At 61.8% G+C, this 16,680-nt stretch carries 17 protein-coding genes; 6 read left to right on the top strand and 11 right to left on the bottom strand.

Annotated elements, in window-relative coordinates:
- Nucleotides 1-20 precede the first annotated feature (20 nt).
- Nucleotides 21-1,733: an amidase gene (locus AC07NR_RS09130; RefSeq protein WP_495078397.1), complete on the bottom strand. Its 1,713-nt coding sequence runs from the start codon at nucleotides 1,731-1,733 to the stop codon at nucleotides 21-23.
- A gap of 138 nt (nucleotides 1,734-1,871) precedes the next feature.
- Nucleotides 1,872-2,660 (bottom strand): AraC family transcriptional regulator, encoded by a 789-nt coding sequence (locus AC07NR_RS09125; protein ID WP_248740725.1) that lies wholly within the window; start codon nucleotides 2,658-2,660, stop codon nucleotides 1,872-1,874.
- A gap of 84 nt (nucleotides 2,661-2,744) precedes the next feature.
- Here AC07NR_RS09125 and AC07NR_RS09120 point away from each other — a divergent pair, with 84 nt between their 5' ends.
- Complete coding sequence (locus tag AC07NR_RS09120) at nucleotides 2,745-3,743, top strand: bile acid:sodium symporter family protein (protein ID WP_495078396.1); 999 nt, start codon at nucleotides 2,745-2,747, stop codon at nucleotides 3,741-3,743.
- A 3-nt stretch (nucleotides 3,744-3,746) separates the two neighbouring features.
- On the opposite strand, the gene AC07NR_RS09115 is transcribed toward AC07NR_RS09120, so the two are convergent.
- The gene (locus AC07NR_RS09115) at nucleotides 3,747-4,670 is read right to left on the bottom strand and encodes a LysR family transcriptional regulator (protein ID WP_495078395.1); all 924 of its coding nucleotides are present in this window, start codon (nucleotides 4,668-4,670) and stop codon (nucleotides 3,747-3,749) included.
- A 130-nt stretch (nucleotides 4,671-4,800) separates the two neighbouring features.
- Here AC07NR_RS09115 and AC07NR_RS09110 point away from each other — a divergent pair, with 130 nt between their 5' ends.
- Nucleotides 4,801-5,076: a DUF2798 domain-containing protein gene (locus tag AC07NR_RS09110; RefSeq protein ID WP_495078394.1), complete on the top strand. Its 276-nt coding sequence runs from the start codon at nucleotides 4,801-4,803 to the stop codon at nucleotides 5,074-5,076.
- Nucleotides 5,077-5,088: 12 nt separating this feature from the next.
- Here the strand turns inward: AC07NR_RS09110 and AC07NR_RS09105 are convergent, their stop codons facing one another.
- Nucleotides 5,089-5,694, bottom strand: coding sequence for a LuxR C-terminal-related transcriptional regulator (locus AC07NR_RS09105; protein WP_495078393.1), 606 nt, complete (start codon nucleotides 5,692-5,694; stop codon nucleotides 5,089-5,091).
- Nucleotides 5,695-5,807: 113 nt separating this feature from the next.
- Here AC07NR_RS09105 and AC07NR_RS09100 point away from each other — a divergent pair, with 113 nt between their 5' ends.
- Nucleotides 5,808-7,445 carry an ATP-binding response regulator gene (locus AC07NR_RS09100; RefSeq protein ID WP_495078392.1) on the top strand — a complete coding sequence of 546 codons (1,638 nt, stop codon included), beginning with the start codon at nucleotides 5,808-5,810 and terminating at the stop codon, nucleotides 7,443-7,445.
- Here AC07NR_RS09100 and yecR read toward each other — a convergent pair.
- Nucleotides 7,417-7,725, bottom strand: coding sequence for a YecR family lipoprotein (gene yecR, locus AC07NR_RS09095; protein ID WP_007950440.1), 309 nt, complete (start codon nucleotides 7,723-7,725; stop codon nucleotides 7,417-7,419). The genes AC07NR_RS09100 and yecR overlap by 29 nt on opposite strands.
- 44 nt (nucleotides 7,726-7,769) lie before the next feature.
- Entirely contained in the window at nucleotides 7,770-8,084 is a 315-nt protein-coding gene (locus AC07NR_RS09090; RefSeq protein WP_495078391.1) for a hypothetical protein, read from the bottom strand.
- Between the two features lie 327 nt (nucleotides 8,085-8,411).
- On the opposite strand from AC07NR_RS09090, the gene AC07NR_RS09085 reads away from it, so the two are divergent.
- Nucleotides 8,412-8,975 (top strand): hypothetical protein, encoded by a 564-nt coding sequence (locus tag AC07NR_RS09085; protein ID WP_495078390.1) that lies wholly within the window; start codon nucleotides 8,412-8,414, stop codon nucleotides 8,973-8,975.
- 562 nt (nucleotides 8,976-9,537) lie between these two features.
- Here the strand turns inward: AC07NR_RS09085 and AC07NR_RS09080 are convergent.
- From AC07NR_RS09080 to AC07NR_RS09070, 3 genes are all read right to left on the bottom strand, one after another.
- Nucleotides 9,538-10,716: a cystathionine gamma-synthase gene (locus AC07NR_RS09080; protein ID WP_495078389.1), complete on the bottom strand. Its 1,179-nt coding sequence runs from the start codon at nucleotides 10,714-10,716 to the stop codon at nucleotides 9,538-9,540.
- Nucleotides 10,713-12,089 carry a pyridoxal-phosphate dependent enzyme gene (locus AC07NR_RS09075; protein ID WP_495078388.1) on the bottom strand — a complete coding sequence of 459 codons (1,377 nt, stop codon included), beginning with the start codon at nucleotides 12,087-12,089 and terminating at the stop codon, nucleotides 10,713-10,715. Before AC07NR_RS09075 ends, AC07NR_RS09080 begins: the two co-directional genes overlap by 4 nt.
- Nucleotides 12,090-12,353: 264 nt before the next feature.
- Nucleotides 12,354-13,289, bottom strand: a complete 936-nt coding sequence (locus tag AC07NR_RS09070; RefSeq protein ID WP_495078387.1) for a Ppx/GppA phosphatase family protein — start codon at nucleotides 13,287-13,289, stop codon at nucleotides 12,354-12,356.
- Between the two features lie 296 nt (nucleotides 13,290-13,585).
- On the opposite strand from AC07NR_RS09070, the gene AC07NR_RS09065 reads away from it, so the two are divergent.
- Nucleotides 13,586-13,846 carry a ParD-like family protein gene (locus tag AC07NR_RS09065; RefSeq protein WP_248741922.1) on the top strand — a complete coding sequence of 87 codons (261 nt, stop codon included), beginning with the start codon at nucleotides 13,586-13,588 and terminating at the stop codon, nucleotides 13,844-13,846.
- Nucleotides 13,843-14,634, top strand: a complete 792-nt coding sequence (gene map, locus AC07NR_RS09060; protein ID WP_495078386.1) for a type I methionyl aminopeptidase — start codon at nucleotides 13,843-13,845, stop codon at nucleotides 14,632-14,634. The genes AC07NR_RS09065 and map overlap by 4 nt, the downstream gene beginning before the upstream one ends.
- Nucleotides 14,635-14,695: 61 nt before the next feature.
- On the opposite strand, the gene AC07NR_RS09055 is transcribed toward map, so the two are convergent.
- Complete coding sequence (locus AC07NR_RS09055; RefSeq protein WP_248740715.1) at nucleotides 14,696-15,850, bottom strand: ABC transporter ATP-binding protein; 1,155 nt, start codon at nucleotides 15,848-15,850, stop codon at nucleotides 14,696-14,698.
- Between the two features lie 16 nt (nucleotides 15,851-15,866).
- Nucleotides 15,867-16,676, bottom strand: a complete 810-nt coding sequence (locus AC07NR_RS09050) for an ABC transporter permease (protein ID WP_085711341.1) — start codon at nucleotides 16,674-16,676, stop codon at nucleotides 15,867-15,869.
- Nucleotides 16,677-16,680 lie beyond the last annotated feature (4 nt).

The raw sequence follows: 16,680 nt of genomic DNA, 5'->3' as shown, positions 1-16,680 counted from the left end.
TTGATCCCGCCGTTTTGCATTTACTTGCCTGCCGCCAGTGCTGGCGTGCGTGGCGGCACCAGTCGTTTCGACCCGGTCGCTTCGAACGCCGCTGCCAGACGCAGCAACGTCGAGTCGTCATAGGCACGGCCGGCAAACGTCAGCCCCACCGGCATGCCGATGTCAGCCATCACGCCCATCGGCACGGTGACGGTCGGCACGCCGAGGTGGCGGATCGCGAGGTTGCCGTTGGCGACCCAGATGCCGTTGCTCCAGGCGATGTCCGCCGAGGCCGGGTTGACGTCGGCGTCCGCCGGGCCCACGTCGGCGTTGGTCGGGAACAGCACGGCGTCGAGGCCGAGGCGATCCATCCAGTCTTCGAGGTCGAGCTTGCGGGTCTTTTCCAGACCGCGCAGGCCGTCCGGCAGCGTCGGGATCTGATCCCACGGCGTGATGCCACGTTCTGCCATGCGCACGTATTCGTCCATGCCGGCGGCGAGGTCGCCTTCACGGTTGGGCAAGGTGCCCGGGTCGTGCGGGAAGATTTTCGGCCCGTCGACATCTGCCAGTCGATTGAGTTTCGGGTCGCCGTTGGCGCGCAGGAAATCATCGAAGGCCCAGCCGGACAGGTCCCACAGTTCGTGGTGCATGAACTCTTTGGAGACGATGCCGCGATTGAACACGGTCGGTGCGCCCGGACGATCGCCTTCGCAGTTGGAGACCAGCGGGAAATCCACTTCGATGACTTCCGCGCCGGCAGCTTCGAGGGCCTGGCGAGCCTGTTTCCACAGGTCGATCACCGAGGCGCGGGTGTTGATGCGTTGCCCGGTCGGGCCGCCGATGCCTGGCTCGTCGCTGGTGCCGGCCTCAGGGTCGGCGTTGATGTACATGCGCGGCACGCCCAGGCGTTTGCCAGCCAGAGCGTCACTTTTCACTGCGAGTTCAAGGTAGGAAGCAGGGCGCACCGAGGCGACGCTCGGGATTGGCACCCAGGGCTGCAGGCGCCACAGGTCGCCACGGGTGTCGGCGTCCTCGGCCACAACTACGTCGAGGACTTCCAGCAGGTCGGCCATGGTCCGTGCGTACGGCACCACCACGTCCATGGTCGGCGTCAGCGGCCAGTTGCCGCGCACCGAGATCACCCCACGGGACGGCGTGTAGGCGCACAGGCCATTGTTGGATGCGGGGCCGCGACCGCTCGACCAGGTCTCTTCCGCCAGACCGAATGCCGAGAAGCTTGCAGCAGTGGCGGTGCCGGCACCGTTCGACGAGCCGGAAGCAAACGGCGCAGTCAGATAAGCGGCGTTGTACGGGCTTTCAGCGCGGCCGTAGACCCCGCGCTGCATCCCGCCATTGGCCATCGGCGGCATGTTGGTCTTGCCCAGGCAGATCGCACCGCCGGCGCGCAGGCGCTCGATGGTGAACGCATCACGCTGGGCCACCAGATCGGCGAATGCCGGGCTGCCGGACGCAGCGGTCAGGCCTTTGACCAGATAGCTGTCCTTGGCGGTGTAGGGGATACCGTCCAGCGGACCGAGGGTTTCGCCCTTGGCGCGACGGGCATCGGACGCCTCGGCTTCCTTCAGGGCCTCGGGGTTGCGCACGATCACCGCGTTCAGGGCGGTGGCGGTTTGCGGGCCGTCATAGGCATCGATACGCGCCAGATAGGCCTGGACCAGTTCAACCGCGGTGGTCTGGCCGGATTCGAGCGCCGAGCGCAGTTGAGCAATGGAGACTTCAGTGACTTCGATCATGCTGTTACCGCCGACAGGTTCGCTAAAGGGTGGTTGATCATTGTTATCGTCGAAACGTGTCAATCATTCTTGATGGACGAAACTCTACCCTGAAGTTTGTCGATTGGCATGTCCTAATTCGATAAATATCGACAAAAATTAGCGAAAAAATTCTCCAGGCGTCTCGCCAAACTGCTGGCGAAAGGCTGCGATGAACGCCGATGTCGAATCATAACCGCAGGCCAGAGCCACTTCGGTGACCCGCTCGCCACGCTCCAGCGGTGTCAGCGCGCCCAGTAAACGCAAGCGCTGGCGCCATGCGCGGAAGGTCAGACCGGTATCACGCAAGAACAGCCGGCTGAGGGTTTTCTCAGTCACGCCGAGCTTTTCGCTCCAGTGACTGAGTGTGGTCTGCTGTTCCGGATGTTGCTCGAGACTTTGATAAATCTGCCGCAAACGGATGTCCTGAGGCAGTGGCAGCATCAGGTCGATTTGCGGGGCTTCGGCCAATTGATCGAGGATCACCTGTGCCAGGCGTCCGTGAGGGCCGCTCTGGTCATACTCGACAGGAATCTGACTGAAGGCCCGGATCAGCTCCCGCAAAAGATCGCTGACGCCGAGCACATGACAACGCTCCAGCGCCCAACCCGCCACGCTGCAATCGATGTACAGACTGCGCATTTCCGTGTGCGGCGAACTGAATACCCGATGCGGCACCCCCGCCGGAATCCACACGGCGCGCTCCGGCGGGGCGACGAAACGACCGGCGGCGGTCTGCACTTCGAGCACGCCCTGGATCGCGTAAGACAATTGCACCCATGGATGGCTATGGCGCCGGGTCAGGGCTCGATTGGGCAGCGATTCGGTGCGCCCATACAACGGACGCGGCAGGCTCGGCAGCCCGGGAATGCTGCGTCTGACGCTCTTGTCGTGTCCTTTTGGCGGCATCTTGCGGCTCTTCGGCGTTAGTCGGTAATTTCCAGTCACGTTAGAGTCGCTTCCACGTACTGGCAACCCCCGGATGAACAAACCATGACGCGCCCAAGATTCCTGCCCGACAACTTCACCCTGACCCTCGTCGCCGTGGTGCTGCTTGCCAGCTTCCTGCCCGCCAGCGGCCAGGTCGCGGTCGGCTTCGGCTGGCTGACCAACATTGCAATTGCGCTGCTGTTTTTCCTGCACGGCGCCAAGCTTTCCCGTGAATCGATCATCGCTGGCGCCGGTCACTGGCGCCTGCATCTGCTGGTGTTCAGCCTGACTTTTGTCCTGTTCCCGCTGTTGGGGCTGGCGCTCAAACCGCTGTTGTCGCCGATGATCGGTGACAACCTGTACATGGGCATGCTTTACCTCTGTGCATTGCCGGCTACGGTGCAGTCGGCCATTGCCTTCACCTCGCTGGCCCGGGGCAATATTCCGGCGGCAATCTGCAGCGCGGCTGCGTCCAGCCTGTTCGGGATCTTTCTCACGCCGTTGCTGGTGACCTTGTTGCTGAACGTGCATGGCGACGGTGGTTCGACCGTCGATGCGATCCTGAAGATCAGCGTGCAACTGCTGCTGCCGTTCATCGCCGGTCAGATCGCCCGTCGCTGGATCGGCGCCTGGGTCGGTCGCAACAAGAACTGGCTGAAGTTCGTCGATCAGGGTTCGATTCTGCTGGTGGTCTACGGCGCGTTCAGTCAAGCCGTCAACGAAGGCATCTGGCACCAGATTCCGGTGATTGACCTGCTCGGTCTCGTGGTGGCCTGCTGCATCCTGCTGGGGCTGGTGCTGCTGGCGTCGACGCTGCTGGGCAAGTTGTTCGGCTTCAACCTGGAAGACCGCATCACCATCCTGTTCTGCGGCTCGAAAAAGAGCCTGGCCACCGGTGTGCCGATGGCGCAGGTGTTGTTTGCCGGCAGCACCATCGGTGTGCTGATTCTGCCGCTGATGTTGTTTCACCAGATTCAGTTGATGGTCTGTGCGGTGCTGGCGCAGCGTTATGCGAAACGCCAGGAGTCAGTGCAGGAACTGATGGCGCAGGTTGATCCTTGACAATCAGCGAACGGGCCATCGTGTTTGCAGATGCTCAAACAGATAGTCCGTAAATGCCTTGACCTTGGGGGTCATGGCGGCGCGCTCCTGCACGCAGGCGTAGATTTCGAGAGGGGCAGTGACGGCAAGGTTTGATCCGTCGCCGGGTTCAAGCAGCCGGACGAGTTCACCGCTTTCCAGGTAGGGGGCGGCAACGAATTCGGCCAGTCGCGCAATGCCCGCGCCATGAGCCGTCATCTGCGCCAGGGCATCGATGTCGTCGCTGATCCCGGTTGCATTGATCGGTGCTTCGAAGCGCTGACCGTCGCGGATGAACCACCAGCGCAGGAAGCGCCCGTCCAGCGGGTAACGGAACGCAAGGCAGGCGTGCTGCGGAAGATCTTCCGGGGTAGCCGGGTAACCGGCCCTTTGCAGATAACCGGGGCTGGCGCAAATCACGAATGGCACTGTCGCGACTTTGCGCGCGATGATGCCATCCTCCAGTTGCGGCTCGATGCGCAGGCTCAGGTCGATACCTTCATGCAGGTGATTGATCTTGCGGTCGGTGGTCGAGAGCTCGAGCGTCAGCTGCGGGTAGCGCTCGGCGAAACCGGCAATGACCGGCGCCAGTACGTGGCGTCCGAATCCGGCGGTGGAGGCGATGCTCAGATGCCCTTGAAGTAGCGTCTGAGGGTGGCTGATGGCGCTCTGCGCGGACTCAAGATCGAGCGCTATACGCTTCACTTTCTCGAAGTACACCGAGCCACTTTCGGTCAGCGCCATGCTGCGGGTGGTGCGTTGCAGAAGGCGTGTGTCGAGGTGAGCCTCCAGGCGGTTGAGCGTCTGGCTGACGGCGGCAGCGCTGACCCCGAGGACTTTTGCGGCGCCGACGATCGATCCCGCCTCAACGACTTTGATAAAGCAATCGATTGCACCCAGCAGATTCATGTGCGGATCCCGGTCACTGAATATTCATAAGATTTTGTTTATAAAGTCCTCACGATGATCCGTCTAGTTTCCGGATGCTCGGGTTGTTAGGGTGCTCGACGCCCGAGCATTTCAAACAACAAGGACCGACATGAATCAGCGACTTCCCTCAACCATCGCCGCACTCAGCCCGCGCAAGCTGTCTGCCCGTGCCACGCCGTACGTGTTCGCGTTGTACATGGCGACCATCATGGCGTTCCTGATGTCACTGGTGATCACCGCAGCAAACTCCGGCATTGAGTCGGACTACCTTAGCAATGCACTGCACGCCTACAAACTGGCAATGCCCGTGGCGTTTTTGTGCATCCTGGTGGTCCGGCCAATCGTGGTGAAACTGGTGGCGCTGACGGTGCACCCGCACCGCTGACGCAGAAATACGTTACATCGCCCCGGAATATTTCACCGCTGCCGCCGCCCTCGACGGCACATTCAATGCCCGCAACAACGACGACACATGAATCCGCACCGTGAACGGGGAAATATCCAGTTCACGGGCGATTTCCTTGTTGGTCTTGCCCTGGGCGATCAGCCGCAGGACATCCTGCTGACGCGGGGTGAGGGCGGTGCCGGTTTCCAGTGGAAGCAGGCCCGACGGGGCGAACTTCACCAGCACTTCGCCTTCGCGGATCGACAGGATGGCCTCGCCGATCTCGTCGGGGGCAATGTTCTTGCCGATGAAACCATCGATGCCCGCCGTCATGACTTCGCCGATCAGTGCCTCGTCATCGACCATCGACACCACGATCAGCGTGGTACGCGGCAGGCGCCGGCGCAGTTCGCCGAGCTGGCTGACGCAAGTCAGGCCGGGGAAACGCAGATCGAGGATCAAGGTGTCCGGCTCATCGCCGGAAGGCAGCAGGGCGAGCACCGCCTCCAGATCGCCGGCTTCTTCGATCTGCGCCTCAGGCAACAGACGACTTACCGTGCGCACCATCGCTTCGCGAAACAGCGGATGATCGTCGGCTATGATGATTCGGCATGTCATGGCACAACCCTCCCTGGGTCGACATTTCTCACGGCGTGCACCTTAGCACCGGGCGAAGGCGTTGCCTGTCGGTTCGTGCTGATTCTGACGATTGCCGCACAAGGACGTTCCCCATGAAGTTCGAAAAGAACACCGAGCTCGACCAGGCCAATCTGCGCATCATCATCGCCAGTATCGCGCTGGTGTACATGGGAGTGCTCGGTTTCCTGCCGGGCCAGCGCTTCGATACCTATCTGCCGGTGGTCACTTACATTGCCCTGTTTTTGCTGGCCTCCGTCGGGCTGCGTCAGGCCATCGTGCGTTGGCCGGGGCATTATCCGGCGCGGCGGATATTCGGCATGGTCCACGATTACACCGGCACCAGTTTCGGGCTGGTGGTCGGCGGCGAGGCTGCGCTGCCCATCTATGCCGTCATGGTCTGGGTCAACCTCGGCAACGGCATGCGCTACGGCTCGCGCTATCTGGCGATCGCCACGGTGCTGGCATTGCTCGCGCTGCTGGCGGTCTATCGGTTGACGCCGTACTGGCAGGCGCAACCGTTCATGGTGCTGATGCTGATGATCACCAGCACGGTGATTCCGGTGTATGCGCACCTGTTGCTGGAGCGCACGCGCAAGGCATCTGAAGAAGCCGTCGCGGCCAACCTGGAGAAATCGCGATTCCTGGCCCAGGCCAGTCATGACCTGCGCCAGCCGATCCACTCCATCGGCCTGTTTACCGCGTGCCTGCGCGAATCGCGGCTGGGCGAGGATGAGCGGCGGCTGGTGGACAATATCGACCGGTCGCTGCTTAACGTGTCGCAGCTTTTCCGCTCGATCCTCGATCTGTACACCCTCGATAACGGCCGGGTTCAACCCAGGATGCAAACGCTGGAGCTGGGGCAGTGGCTGACGGAACTGATTCGCCAGAATGCCGAAGCAGCGCGTTGGGCCGGAGTGGATCTGCGTCTGCACCGTTGCGAGCATTGGGTGTACACGGATCCGGCCTTGCTGGCGACCATGGTGCAGAACGTGTTGTCCAACTGTTTCAAATATGGCGCGCAGCGGCCGGTGCTGGTGGGCGTGCGCAGAAAGGGCGCAGGGTTGTCCATCGTGGTGTATGACCGTGGCAGCGGCATCGCCGAGGAACATCTGCCCAAAGTTTTCGAGGAGTTTTATCGGGTTCGTCAACTGCGCGACAAGGACGTTGAAGGCGTGGGGCTGGGCCTGTCGATCGTCAAGCGGCTGGGGCAGATGATCGGTGTCGATGTGTTGATTCGCTCGCGGCTGGGGCATGGCACGGCCGTGACGCTGCAAGGATTGCCACGGGCGGCGCCACAGTTTCCGGTCAGTCGCGACGAGGTTCGTCAGGTCGGATTGCTGACGGGGTTGAAGGTGTGTCTGGTGGAGGATGACCATAACGTTCTGCTGGCGACGTCGGCGTTGCTCGAACGTTGGGGCTGCGTCGTGCAGGCCGAGTTGACGGGGCAGGGGCTGGTCACCGACTGCGACATTATCGTCGCCGACTATGACCTTGGTTCGCACAGCACCGGTATCGAGTGCATCGATGACGTTCGTCGTCAGCGGGGTTTTGCGGTGCCGGCCATGATCATCACCGGGCATGACATCGAAAAAATCCAGGCGGCCCTGCATGACCGCCAGATAGCAATTTTGTCCAAACCGGTGCGCCCGGCCGAGCTGCGCGCGACCTTGCGTGCGCTGCGCGACCGGCAGACCGAAGCGGTCAGCGCTTACACAGATAGTCCTGCGTGATGGTGGTTTGCAGGCAGTTGTACTGGCCCATGGTGCGGCAGATGTTTTTCTCCGAGCCGGACACTTCGGCGCTCTTGTAGCCCCAGACCTTGCAGCGTCCTTCGGCCGTGGCCAATCCCTGGGCGGCGGAGGTTTGCCCGCTTTCGAACTGGCCCAGTTCATAGGACACCTGGACGACGCCGTCGGTCTTGCTGCCGCCGGTGGCTTCCCATTGTTTCGGTGTGGCGCAGCCGGTGAGCACGACGGCGGCGAGGCTGAGGGTGGCGATGAGTGTTTTCATGATCGAACGGAATCCTTTACCGGATGAGAAGGCGATGGAACGGTTTACTGGACCGGAATCGGCGACGCGCCTTTGGGCAGGCAAGACAGTGGAGGCGTCATGATGCCCATGCTGGCGACCGCGATGATTGCGCCACTGGGCAGTTCGCAGTTGTATTCGCCGGCGGCGGTGTAGGCGGTGTAATACGTCAGGGTGCTGTCGTTGCGGATGTTGCCGATTTTGGAGACGGGCTTGCCGATGACGGTCTGGGCCCGTTCGCGCATGCTGTCTTCGGTGGGCTTGGCGGTCTGGCAACCGGCGGCGCCGATAAGCAGGGCACCGAGCACCGTGATTCTGGCGAAGTTGAGGTACAGGTTCATGGTGTTGCTTCCTTGGTGTTGTTGTTTTTCCAGGCACAACGATCCCGCGCACTGCGCAGCGGCAATGTTGGGGAGTGTCGGGGGTTGCGAGGGAATATAACGCCAGGGAACGGGGTGGTCGATTAGCACAAATGTGCTAGTTCGGCGCAACCGGCAGGCCGCCGGTCGCGCCGAACAGCATTACTGAGGACTGTTGAACTGGTCTGAATAACTGCCGGTCATGAGGGCAGACGCGACCTGATCGGAGCCCACGCCACGGCGAGAGTAGGCGAGCCGTCTGGCGTCCACCTTGTCTGCGCCATCGGAAGCGACTGCTCCAGCGCCCACATGATCGGCGCCATCGGAAGCGACTGCGCCAGCGCCCACATGGTCGGCCCCATCAGAGGCGACTGCGCCGGCGCCCACGTGATCTGCGCCATCGGAAGCGACTGCACCAGCGCCCACGTGATCGGCCCCGTCGGAAGCGACTGCACCAGCGCCCACGTGATCGGCCCCATCGGAAGCGACTGCCCCAGCGCCCACATGATCGGCACCATCGGAAGCGACTGCGCCAGCGCCCACGTGATCGGCCCCATCGGAAGCGACTGCCCCAGCGCCCACGTGATCGGCACCATCGGATGCGACTGCTCCAGCGCCTACATGGTCGGCGCCATCGGATGCGACTGCGCCAGCGCCTACATGGTCGGCGCCATCGGAGGCGACTGCCCCGGCACCCACATGATCCGCTCCGTCAGAAGCGACGGCCTTGGCGCCCACGTGATCCGAACCATCCGAGGCAACCGAACCCGCACCCACATGATCCGCCCCGTCAGACGCCACAGCCTGCGCCTGCGCCGCCCAGACTTCGGGCATCACCACCACTGTTGCAGCGACCGCCAGGACCATGCCTGACCAAAGCTTGTGTTTCATGATTTTCTCCACGACCCATCAGCCACCCAGCATCCGAGCATTGCCCGTCGGTTGACGGTGTGGCTCGTTGGCCCCGGGGTTAACCAGATTGGCGATTGGCACGGGCGCGCCGCAAGGCGCACGGGTGTCGACGTTTTGCATGAAACCTGAACAGCGAACTCGAAAAGTATAGTTCGCCCCGATCGGGTGGCAGGTTCAAGGAGCGCGAAGGCGATAGTCGGTTAACTTCCTTGCAGACAAGCGCTAGAAGAAAATCAATCTAAAAGCCGCGTAGCGCAAAGTGGCGTGTTTGCTAGGCTCAAGAATGTAGGCGAAGACGCAGACTGATGCGCAAGCGGATAGCGAGGAAGCGTTGGGCGCGTTCCGAAGGGTACACGGTTAGAAAGAACCCCGCGCTGGGTTCCAGCCCTTATGCCGTGTGAAGCAGCAGAGCACATTGCCTGTACTGTGGGAGTCCTGAGAAACCTCGTAAGCCAGAGACCAGCACTGGCCGCCTACTCGAACACCAAAGCCCGCTTCGTGCGGGCTTTGACGTTTCTGCGGGTTAGATGCTGGCCAGCGCTTGCGCCAGATCCGCACGCAGGTCCTCGATATCCTCGACGCCCACCGACAGACGCACCAGGCTGTCACCGATGCCGAGCTTGGCACGGGTTTCCGCCGGGATGGTGGCGTGGGTCATGATCGCCGGGTGCTCGATCAGGCTTTCCACGCCCCCGAGGCTCTCGGCCAGGGCGAAGATCTGCACGTTTTCCAGGAAGCGCCGGGCGCCTGCCAGATCACTGTTCAGATCCAGGGAAATCATCCCGCCGAAACCGCGCATCTGACGCTTCGCCAGTTCATGCTGCGGATGGGATTCCAGGCCCGGGTAGTAGACGCGTTTGACCTGCGGCTGCTGCTCCAGCCAGCGCGCCAGCTCCAGCGCGTTGCTGCAATGACGCTCCATACGCAGCGCCAGGGTCTTCACACCGCGCAGCGTGAGGAACGCGTCGAACGGGCCGGAGATGGCACCGACGGCGTTCTGCAGGAAGCCCAGGCGCTCGGCCAGTGCAAGGTTGTCACCGACGACCGCGATGCCGCCAATCACGTCGGAGTGACCGTTCAGGTACTTGGTGGTCGAGTGCAGCACGATGTCGAAACCCAGTTCTAGCGGACGCTGGATCCATGGGCTGGCGAAGGTGTTGTCGGCCACGCAGATAATCCCGCGGGCCTTGCAGATGCGCGCAATGGCGGCGAGGTCGGACAGGCTCAGCAGCGGGTTGGTCGGGGTTTCCACCATGACCATGCGCGTGTCGTCCTGCAGCGAAGCCTCGAACGCCGACAGGTCGGCCAGATCGACGTAGCTGAAACGATGCCCGGCACTGCGCTGGCGCACCTTGTCGAACAGGCGGAAAGTCCCGCCGTACAGATCATTGCCGGAGACGATGTGCGAGCCGGCATCGATCAGTTCGAGCACGGTGGAAATCGTCGCCAGCCCGGAAGCGAAGGCAAACGCCTGGGTGCCGCCCTCCAGGTCCGCCACGCAACGCTCCAGGGCAAAACGCGTCGGGTTGTGCGAGCGGCCGTAGTCGAAGCCCTTGTGCACGCCGGGGCTGTCTTGCAGATAGGTGGAGTTGGCGTAGATCGGCGGCATCAGCGCGCCGGTGGTCGGGTCCGGCGTTTGTCCGGCGTGGATCACGCGGGTGGCGAAACCCTGCGGGCGGGCGTTCTTGTCGTGCTGACTCATGCAAGGGATCTCCGTAGTTGGTTGAGCATGTCGACGCGGGTGATCAGGCCGTGGAAGCCCGAGGCGTCGGCAATGATCGCCACCAGGCCGCTGCTGAGCACGGCTTCCAGTTCAGCCAGGGTCGCGGCGGGGGCGAGGGTTTGCAGTTTGTCCGTCATCGCGCTGGCGACGGGTTTGCTGAAGAGCGTGGCATCTTCGTGTACGCGCACCAGAATGTCCGATTCGTCGATCACACCGACCAGTTGTTTGCCTTCCACCAGCACCGGCAGTTGCGAAACATCCGCCAGACGCATGCGCTGGAACGCGGTCATCAGCGTATCGTCCGGGCCGACGCTGACGACTTTGCCGTCTTCGAAACGTCGGGCAATCAGGTCGCGCAGATCGCCGTAGCGTTTGCGCTGTAACAGGCCCTGATCGGTCATCCACTGGTCGTTGTAGACCTTCGACAGATAGCGCGTACCTGTGTCGCAGACGAAGCTGACCACGCGTTTCGGCACCGTCTGCTCACGGCAGTAACGCAGCGCGGCGGCGAGTAGGGTGCCGGTGGACGAACCACCGAGAATGCCTTCGGCTTTCAACAACTGACGGGCGTGATCGAAGCTTTCTTCGTCGCTGATCGAGTAGGCGCTGCGCACGCTCGACAGGTCGGTGATCGACGGAATGAAGTCCTCGCCAATGCCTTCCACCGCCCACGATCCAGCGGTGCCCAAGTGCTTGCTGCGGCTGTATTCAGCCATGACCGAACCGACCGGGTCGGCCAGGACCATCTCGAGGTCCGGTTGTACGCGTTTGAAGAAACGGGTCAGGCCGGTCAGCGTACCGGCGGAACCGACGCCGACCACGATGGCATCCAGATCATGCTCGGTCTGCGCCCAGATTTCCGGCGCGGTGCTGCATTCGTGGGCCAGCGGGTTGGCCGGGTTGTTGAACTGGTCGGCGAAGAAGGCGCCGGGAATGTCTTTCGCCAGACGGGCGGCGACGTCCTGATAGTACTCGGGGTGACCCTTGCCGACATCGGAGCGGGTGATGTGTACTTCGGCGCCCATGGCCTTGAGGTGCAGGACTTTTTCCGTGGACATCTTGTCCGGCACCACCAGCACGACGCGGTAGCCCTTGGCGCGGCCAACCAGTGCCAGGCCCAGGCCGGTGTTGCCGGCGGTGGCTTCAACGATCGTGCCACCGGGTTGCAGGCGACCGTCGCGTTCGGCGGCGTCAATCATCGCCAGGCCGATGCGATCCTTGATCGAGCCGCCGGGGTTCTGGGATTCGAGCTTGAGAAACAGGGTGCACAGGCCGGTATCGAAGCGAGTGACTTGTACCAGCGGAGTATTGCCGATCAGCCCAAGTACGGCAGGGCGTGATTCCTTTGACATTTCTTCACCTCTTTGTGGTGTTGATCGCGTTCCATTCGCGGGGGAAAAGCTCGCGTGCAACATAGGCGCAGACATCAACTGTCGCAACCATTAGTCAGCGTGCAATTCAGCCATTTCGATCTAACCATAGAACGAAATCAGAGAAGGGAAGGGAAGGGAGCGATTTACCGAGGTTTATACGAAGGCGTCATCGAGTATTCAAAGGGCGTCTTCAGCGTCATGAACGGCTTGATCTGACGATAAATATCCGGCAGCGAAAACCGATCAGTGGTTGCTCATCAGACCGTGCAGAACACCCAGCCGCAAACCGGGTTCCGATGGCTCCATTTGCGCGATGCCGAACACCTTGAAGGCTGCGAGCATGACCACCAGACCGCCAGGCAGAATGCTCTGACGATGGGATTGCAGGCCGGCGAGTTTCAAATGCCGAACATTGCTGACTTCCAGCAAGCGAAGCGACAGCCGCAGCAGGCCGCCGTAGGTGATGCCGCCCTGACCGAAGTCGTTCAGGCGATTGGCCTTGAGTACTTTGGCCAGCATCCGCGCCGTGCCCGAGGAACCGATAGTCTGCTGCCAGCCCTGGGCGCGATAGCGGCGGGCGACCTTTTCGAATTGCAGGATGGCCACCCGCTCGGCCTCTTGAAGGGCGCCGGGGGAAATATCGCCATTGCGAAAGTAGCGTGCGCTCAGGGTGCCGCTGCCGATGGCGATGCTTTCGGTCAGCAACGGTTGGGAGCCCTGGCCGAGGATCAGTTCGGTGGAGCCGCCGCCAATGTCGACCACCAGACGCATGTCATCGGCGACCGGCAAGGTGTGGGCCACACCGGCGTAGACCAGACGCGCTTCTTCATGCCCGGAAATCACATCGATGCGAAAGCCAAGATGCCGCTCCGCACTGCCGAGAAACAACTGCGCATTGTCGGCCTCGCGCACGGCGCTGGTGGCCACCGCCCGCACACGGCCCGGTTCGAAACCGCGCAGCTTTTTGCCGAACCGCGCCAAGGCCTGCCAGCCGCGATCGAGCGCCATTTCGTCGAGCGCCCGGCCATCGAATCCTTCCGCCAGCCGCACTGGTTCACGCAAGGTTTTCACTTCCTGAATCATGAAGCCCTTTCTGCTGCGGACCGACTGACCGATCATCATGCGAAACGCATTCGAACCGAGATCGATGGCAGCAAACAGCGAGGCGTCTTCTTTCATGGGAATCCTTGCAAAATCCACCGCCCCAGGCCCGGGCGGTTTGCGAGGATTCTGCAATGGCTTCGATGACAACCTGATGACGCGGGGAGGGCGGTTCAATGAATTTAGCGCTGTCATGACAGTGTCATTATCGGGTGCCCATACTTGCCCTCAATACATCGCGTGCTTTTCATGATTTTGGCTGCCAACTTTGGCAGCTTTTTTTTGCCTGCGATTTGACTGGTCAGCGAAATTTGCAATTCGAAGGAATGCCCGATTAATATACGTTCCATATATATTCCATATCGGATCTTGCCATGGGCATCGTAAAGATTTCAGAGGACATGCACGAAAATCTGCGCATCTCCAGCAACGCACTGAGCCGCTCGATCAACGCGCAGGCCGAGCACTGGATGCGCATCGGCATGCTCGCCGAGTTGTATCCCGACCTCGATCACCACGCCATTTGCCGCTTGCTGATTCGCGCCGAGCAAGCCGGTGGTCTGGATCTGCAACAAATCTGTGCCCTGGCCGATGCCGCGCAGAACGTACCGGTCAAAGAGGCAGCCAAGGCATGAGAAACCCGATCAAGATCAACACCCGGGCCGAAATTGCCCAATCCCGTGTGGCTGCGCAATTGGCCGCCAAGGTGCTGGCGATGCTGGTGCCCCACGTCAAGGCCGGGGTCACCACCGATCAGCTCGACCAGTTGTGCAACGACTACATCGTCAATGTGCAGAAAGCCATTCCGGCCAACGTCGGTTATCACGGCTTCCCGAAAACCGTCTGCGCGTCGGTCAACGATGTGGTCTGTCACGGCATTCCATCGGGCACGCCGTTGAAGGATGGCGACATCCTCAATCTCGACATCGCCGTGATCAAGGACGGCTGGTTCGGTGACACCAGCCGCATGTACGTGGTCGGCGAGGCTTCAGCCGAGGCGCAGCATCTGATCAAGACCACTTACGAGGCCATGTGCGCCGGCATCCGCGTCGTGCGTCCGGGCGCCACGTTGGGCGACATAGGTCATGCGATCCAGAGCCTGGCGGAGCGCGAAGGTTTCAGTGTGGTGCGCGAGTATTGCGGGCACGGGATCGGCAAGGTCTATCACGATGAGCCGCAAGTGCTGCATTACGGTTATCCGAATCAGGGCCTGAAGCTGAAGGCGGGGATGATCTTCACCATCGAACCGATGCTCAATGCCGGCAAGCGCCATGTGAAGAACATGCCGGATGGCTGGACGGTGCTGACCAAGGATGGCTCGCTGTCGGCGCAGTGGGAACACATGGTGGCGGTGACGGAGGACGGGTTTGAGGTGTTGACGGTTTGGCCGGATCAGATCGAAGGTTTGACGGCCATCGTTTAAAAAAAGGCCACCGCAACCCGACGTTGCGGTGGCCGCAAGTAACACGCGAAAAGTCCGCAGGTCAGTGAGCGCCCGCCGCTTTGTTCAAGTCGCTTTCGGCCCACTCGGTGTAGACGCAGGCATCGGCTGTCGCCCAACGCACCTGCACCGGATCGCCAGCCTTCAACGGCATCCCCGCCGCCGACAACGCCTTCACCGTCATCGAAGTCCCGCCGGACGTGACCACACTGCACGTCTGGCTCTCGCCCAGAAACAGCACCTCGACCACCTTCGCCGAAACCTCGTTCCAACCGGCCGCCAACGGCTCGCTGGCCGCTTGCTGCACACTCAACGCCAAAGCCTTTTCCGGACGCACCATCAGCAAAACATCCTGCCCGGTCTGCAATCCGGCAGTCAGGCGAATCGACAGCGATTGCCCTTCAAAACTCGCCGCGCCGTTGCCCTGAGCCTTTAGTTTGAGGAAGTTCGAGTTGCCGAGGAACGACGCCACAAACGCATTCGGCGGATTCTGATAAAGGTCATAACCGCTGCCGAGCCCGACAATCTTGCCGTGACTGAAAATCGCGATGCGCTGGGACAGGCGCATGGCTTCTTCCTGATCGTGGGTCACGTAGACGATGGTGATGCCGAGGCGGCGGTGCAGCTGGCGCAACTCGTCCTGCAAGTCTTCGCGCAGTTTCTTGTCCAGCGCGCCGAGAGGTTCGTCCATCAGCAGAATGCGTGGCTCGTAGACCAGCGCACGGGCGATGGCGACTCGCTGCTGCTGGCCGCCGGACAATTGTGAAGGGCGGCGATGGGCAAATTGTTCGAGCTGCACCAGTTTCAGCATCGCATCGACACGTTTGTCACGCTCGGCCGCCGCGAGTTTGCGGATCGCCAGCGGGAACGCGATGTTGTCGCGCACCGACAGATGCGGGAACAGCGAGTAACGCTGGAACACCATGCCGATGTCGCGCTTGTGCGGCGGTACGTTGACCAGCGACTGTCCGTTGACCAGGATCTCGCCGCTGCTCGGGGTTTCGAAGCCGGCGAGCATCGACAGCGTGGTGCTTTTGCCCGAGCCGCTGGAGCCGAGGAAGGTCAGGAATTCGCCGTCCTTGATGTCCAGCGAGATGTTGTCCACGGCGGCGAAATCGCCGTAGTGCTTGTTCAGGTTGCGCAGGCTGACCAGGGGTTTGTCGTTCTGCTGGGATGCGTCTTTGATCACGGCACTCATGTCGTACTCCTGGCGCTCAGGCGCTGATTTCGTTGCGCCGGCGCAGCGCGGCGGCGATCACCATGACCAACACCGACAGGCCGATCAGCAGCGTCGAAGCGACGGCGATCACGGGCGTCAGGTCCTGGCGCAGGGTGGTCCACATTTTCACGGGAAGGGTTTGCAGGGTCGGGCTGGCCATCATCACGCTGAGCACCACTTCGTCCCACGACACCAGAAAGGCGAAGAGGGCGCCGGCGACCATCCCCGGGCGAATCGCCGGAAAGGTCACCTTGAACACCGCTTGCAGGCGTGACGCCCCGCAGATCACCGCCGCGTCTTCAATCGACTGATCAAACAGCTTCAGCGAGTTGATGATCGAGATGATGGTAAACGGCAGCGCGACGATCACATGGCTGACGACGAACGCGAACATCGTCCCGGTGTAGCCGAGCTTGAGGAACAGCGCGTACACCGCCACGGCGATGATCACCAGCGGCACGATCATCGGCAGGGTGAACAGGCCGTAGAGCATTTCCCGGCCGGGAAAGCGCCCGCGCACCAGCGCAAAGGCAGTCGGCAAACCGAGGGCCACGGCGCAGATCGTGGTCAGCACCGCGACCTTGAGGCTGGCCGCTGCGGCGTTCATCCAGTCGGCGTTGGAGAAAAACTGGCCGTACCATTTCAACGTCCAGCCCGGCGGCGGGAACACCAGCCACTGGGACGAGCCGAACGACAGCAGCACGATGAACACAATCGGCAGCAGCAGAAACAGCGCGATCAGCCCGGTGGTGGCGTACAGGCCGAAGCGCATCCGGCGGCTCATGGCATTGGGAGTCAGGAGCATGTCG

This window comes from Pseudomonas sp. GW821-FHT09C09, assembly GCF_059418105.1.
Note: the sequence above shows the minus strand (reverse complement) of the source record. Positions and strands in the feature narration are given on the sequence as shown.

Bases quoted from the DNA above. Each gene is read 5' to 3' on its own strand.
- AC07NR_RS09085 (WP_495078390.1), top strand. From the start codon at position 8,412: ATGATCGGCGCCATCGGAAGCGACTGCGCCAGCGCCCACATGGTCGGC.
- AC07NR_RS09065 (WP_248741922.1), top strand. From the start codon at position 13,586: ATGGGCATCGTAAAGATTTCAGAGGACATGCACGAAAATCTGCGCATC.
- AC07NR_RS09090 (WP_495078391.1), bottom strand. From the start codon at position 8,084: ATGAACCTGTACCTCAACTTCGCCAGAATCACGGTGCTCGGTGCCCTG.
- AC07NR_RS09050 (WP_085711341.1), bottom strand. From the start codon at position 16,676: ATGCTCCTGACTCCCAATGCCATGAGCCGCCGGATGCGCTTCGGCCTG.
- yecR (WP_007950440.1), bottom strand. From the start codon at position 7,725: ATGAAAACACTCATCGCCACCCTCAGCCTCGCCGCCGTCGTGCTCACC.
- AC07NR_RS09120 (WP_495078396.1), top strand. From the start codon at position 2,745: ATGACGCGCCCAAGATTCCTGCCCGACAACTTCACCCTGACCCTCGTC.
- AC07NR_RS09070 (WP_495078387.1), bottom strand. From the start codon at position 13,289: ATGAAAGAAGACGCCTCGCTGTTTGCTGCCATCGATCTCGGTTCGAAT.
- AC07NR_RS09130 (WP_495078397.1), bottom strand. From the start codon at position 1,733: ATGATCGAAGTCACTGAAGTCTCCATTGCTCAACTGCGCTCGGCGCTC.
- AC07NR_RS09100 (WP_495078392.1), top strand. From the start codon at position 5,808: ATGAAGTTCGAAAAGAACACCGAGCTCGACCAGGCCAATCTGCGCATC.
- map (WP_495078386.1), top strand. From the start codon at position 13,843: ATGAGAAACCCGATCAAGATCAACACCCGGGCCGAAATTGCCCAATCC.
- AC07NR_RS09110 (WP_495078394.1), top strand. From the start codon at position 4,801: ATGAATCAGCGACTTCCCTCAACCATCGCCGCACTCAGCCCGCGCAAG.
- AC07NR_RS09080 (WP_495078389.1), bottom strand. From the start codon at position 10,716: ATGAGTCAGCACGACAAGAACGCCCGCCCGCAGGGTTTCGCCACCCGC.
- AC07NR_RS09125 (WP_248740725.1), bottom strand. From the start codon at position 2,660: ATGCCGCCAAAAGGACACGACAAGAGCGTCAGACGCAGCATTCCCGGG.
- AC07NR_RS09105 (WP_495078393.1), bottom strand. From the start codon at position 5,694: ATGACATGCCGAATCATCATAGCCGACGATCATCCGCTGTTTCGCGAA.
- AC07NR_RS09075 (WP_495078388.1), bottom strand. From the start codon at position 12,089: ATGTCAAAGGAATCACGCCCTGCCGTACTTGGGCTGATCGGCAATACT.
- AC07NR_RS09115 (WP_495078395.1), bottom strand. From the start codon at position 4,670: ATGAATCTGCTGGGTGCAATCGATTGCTTTATCAAAGTCGTTGAGGCG.
- AC07NR_RS09055 (WP_248740715.1), bottom strand. From the start codon at position 15,850: ATGAGTGCCGTGATCAAAGACGCATCCCAGCAGAACGACAAACCCCTG.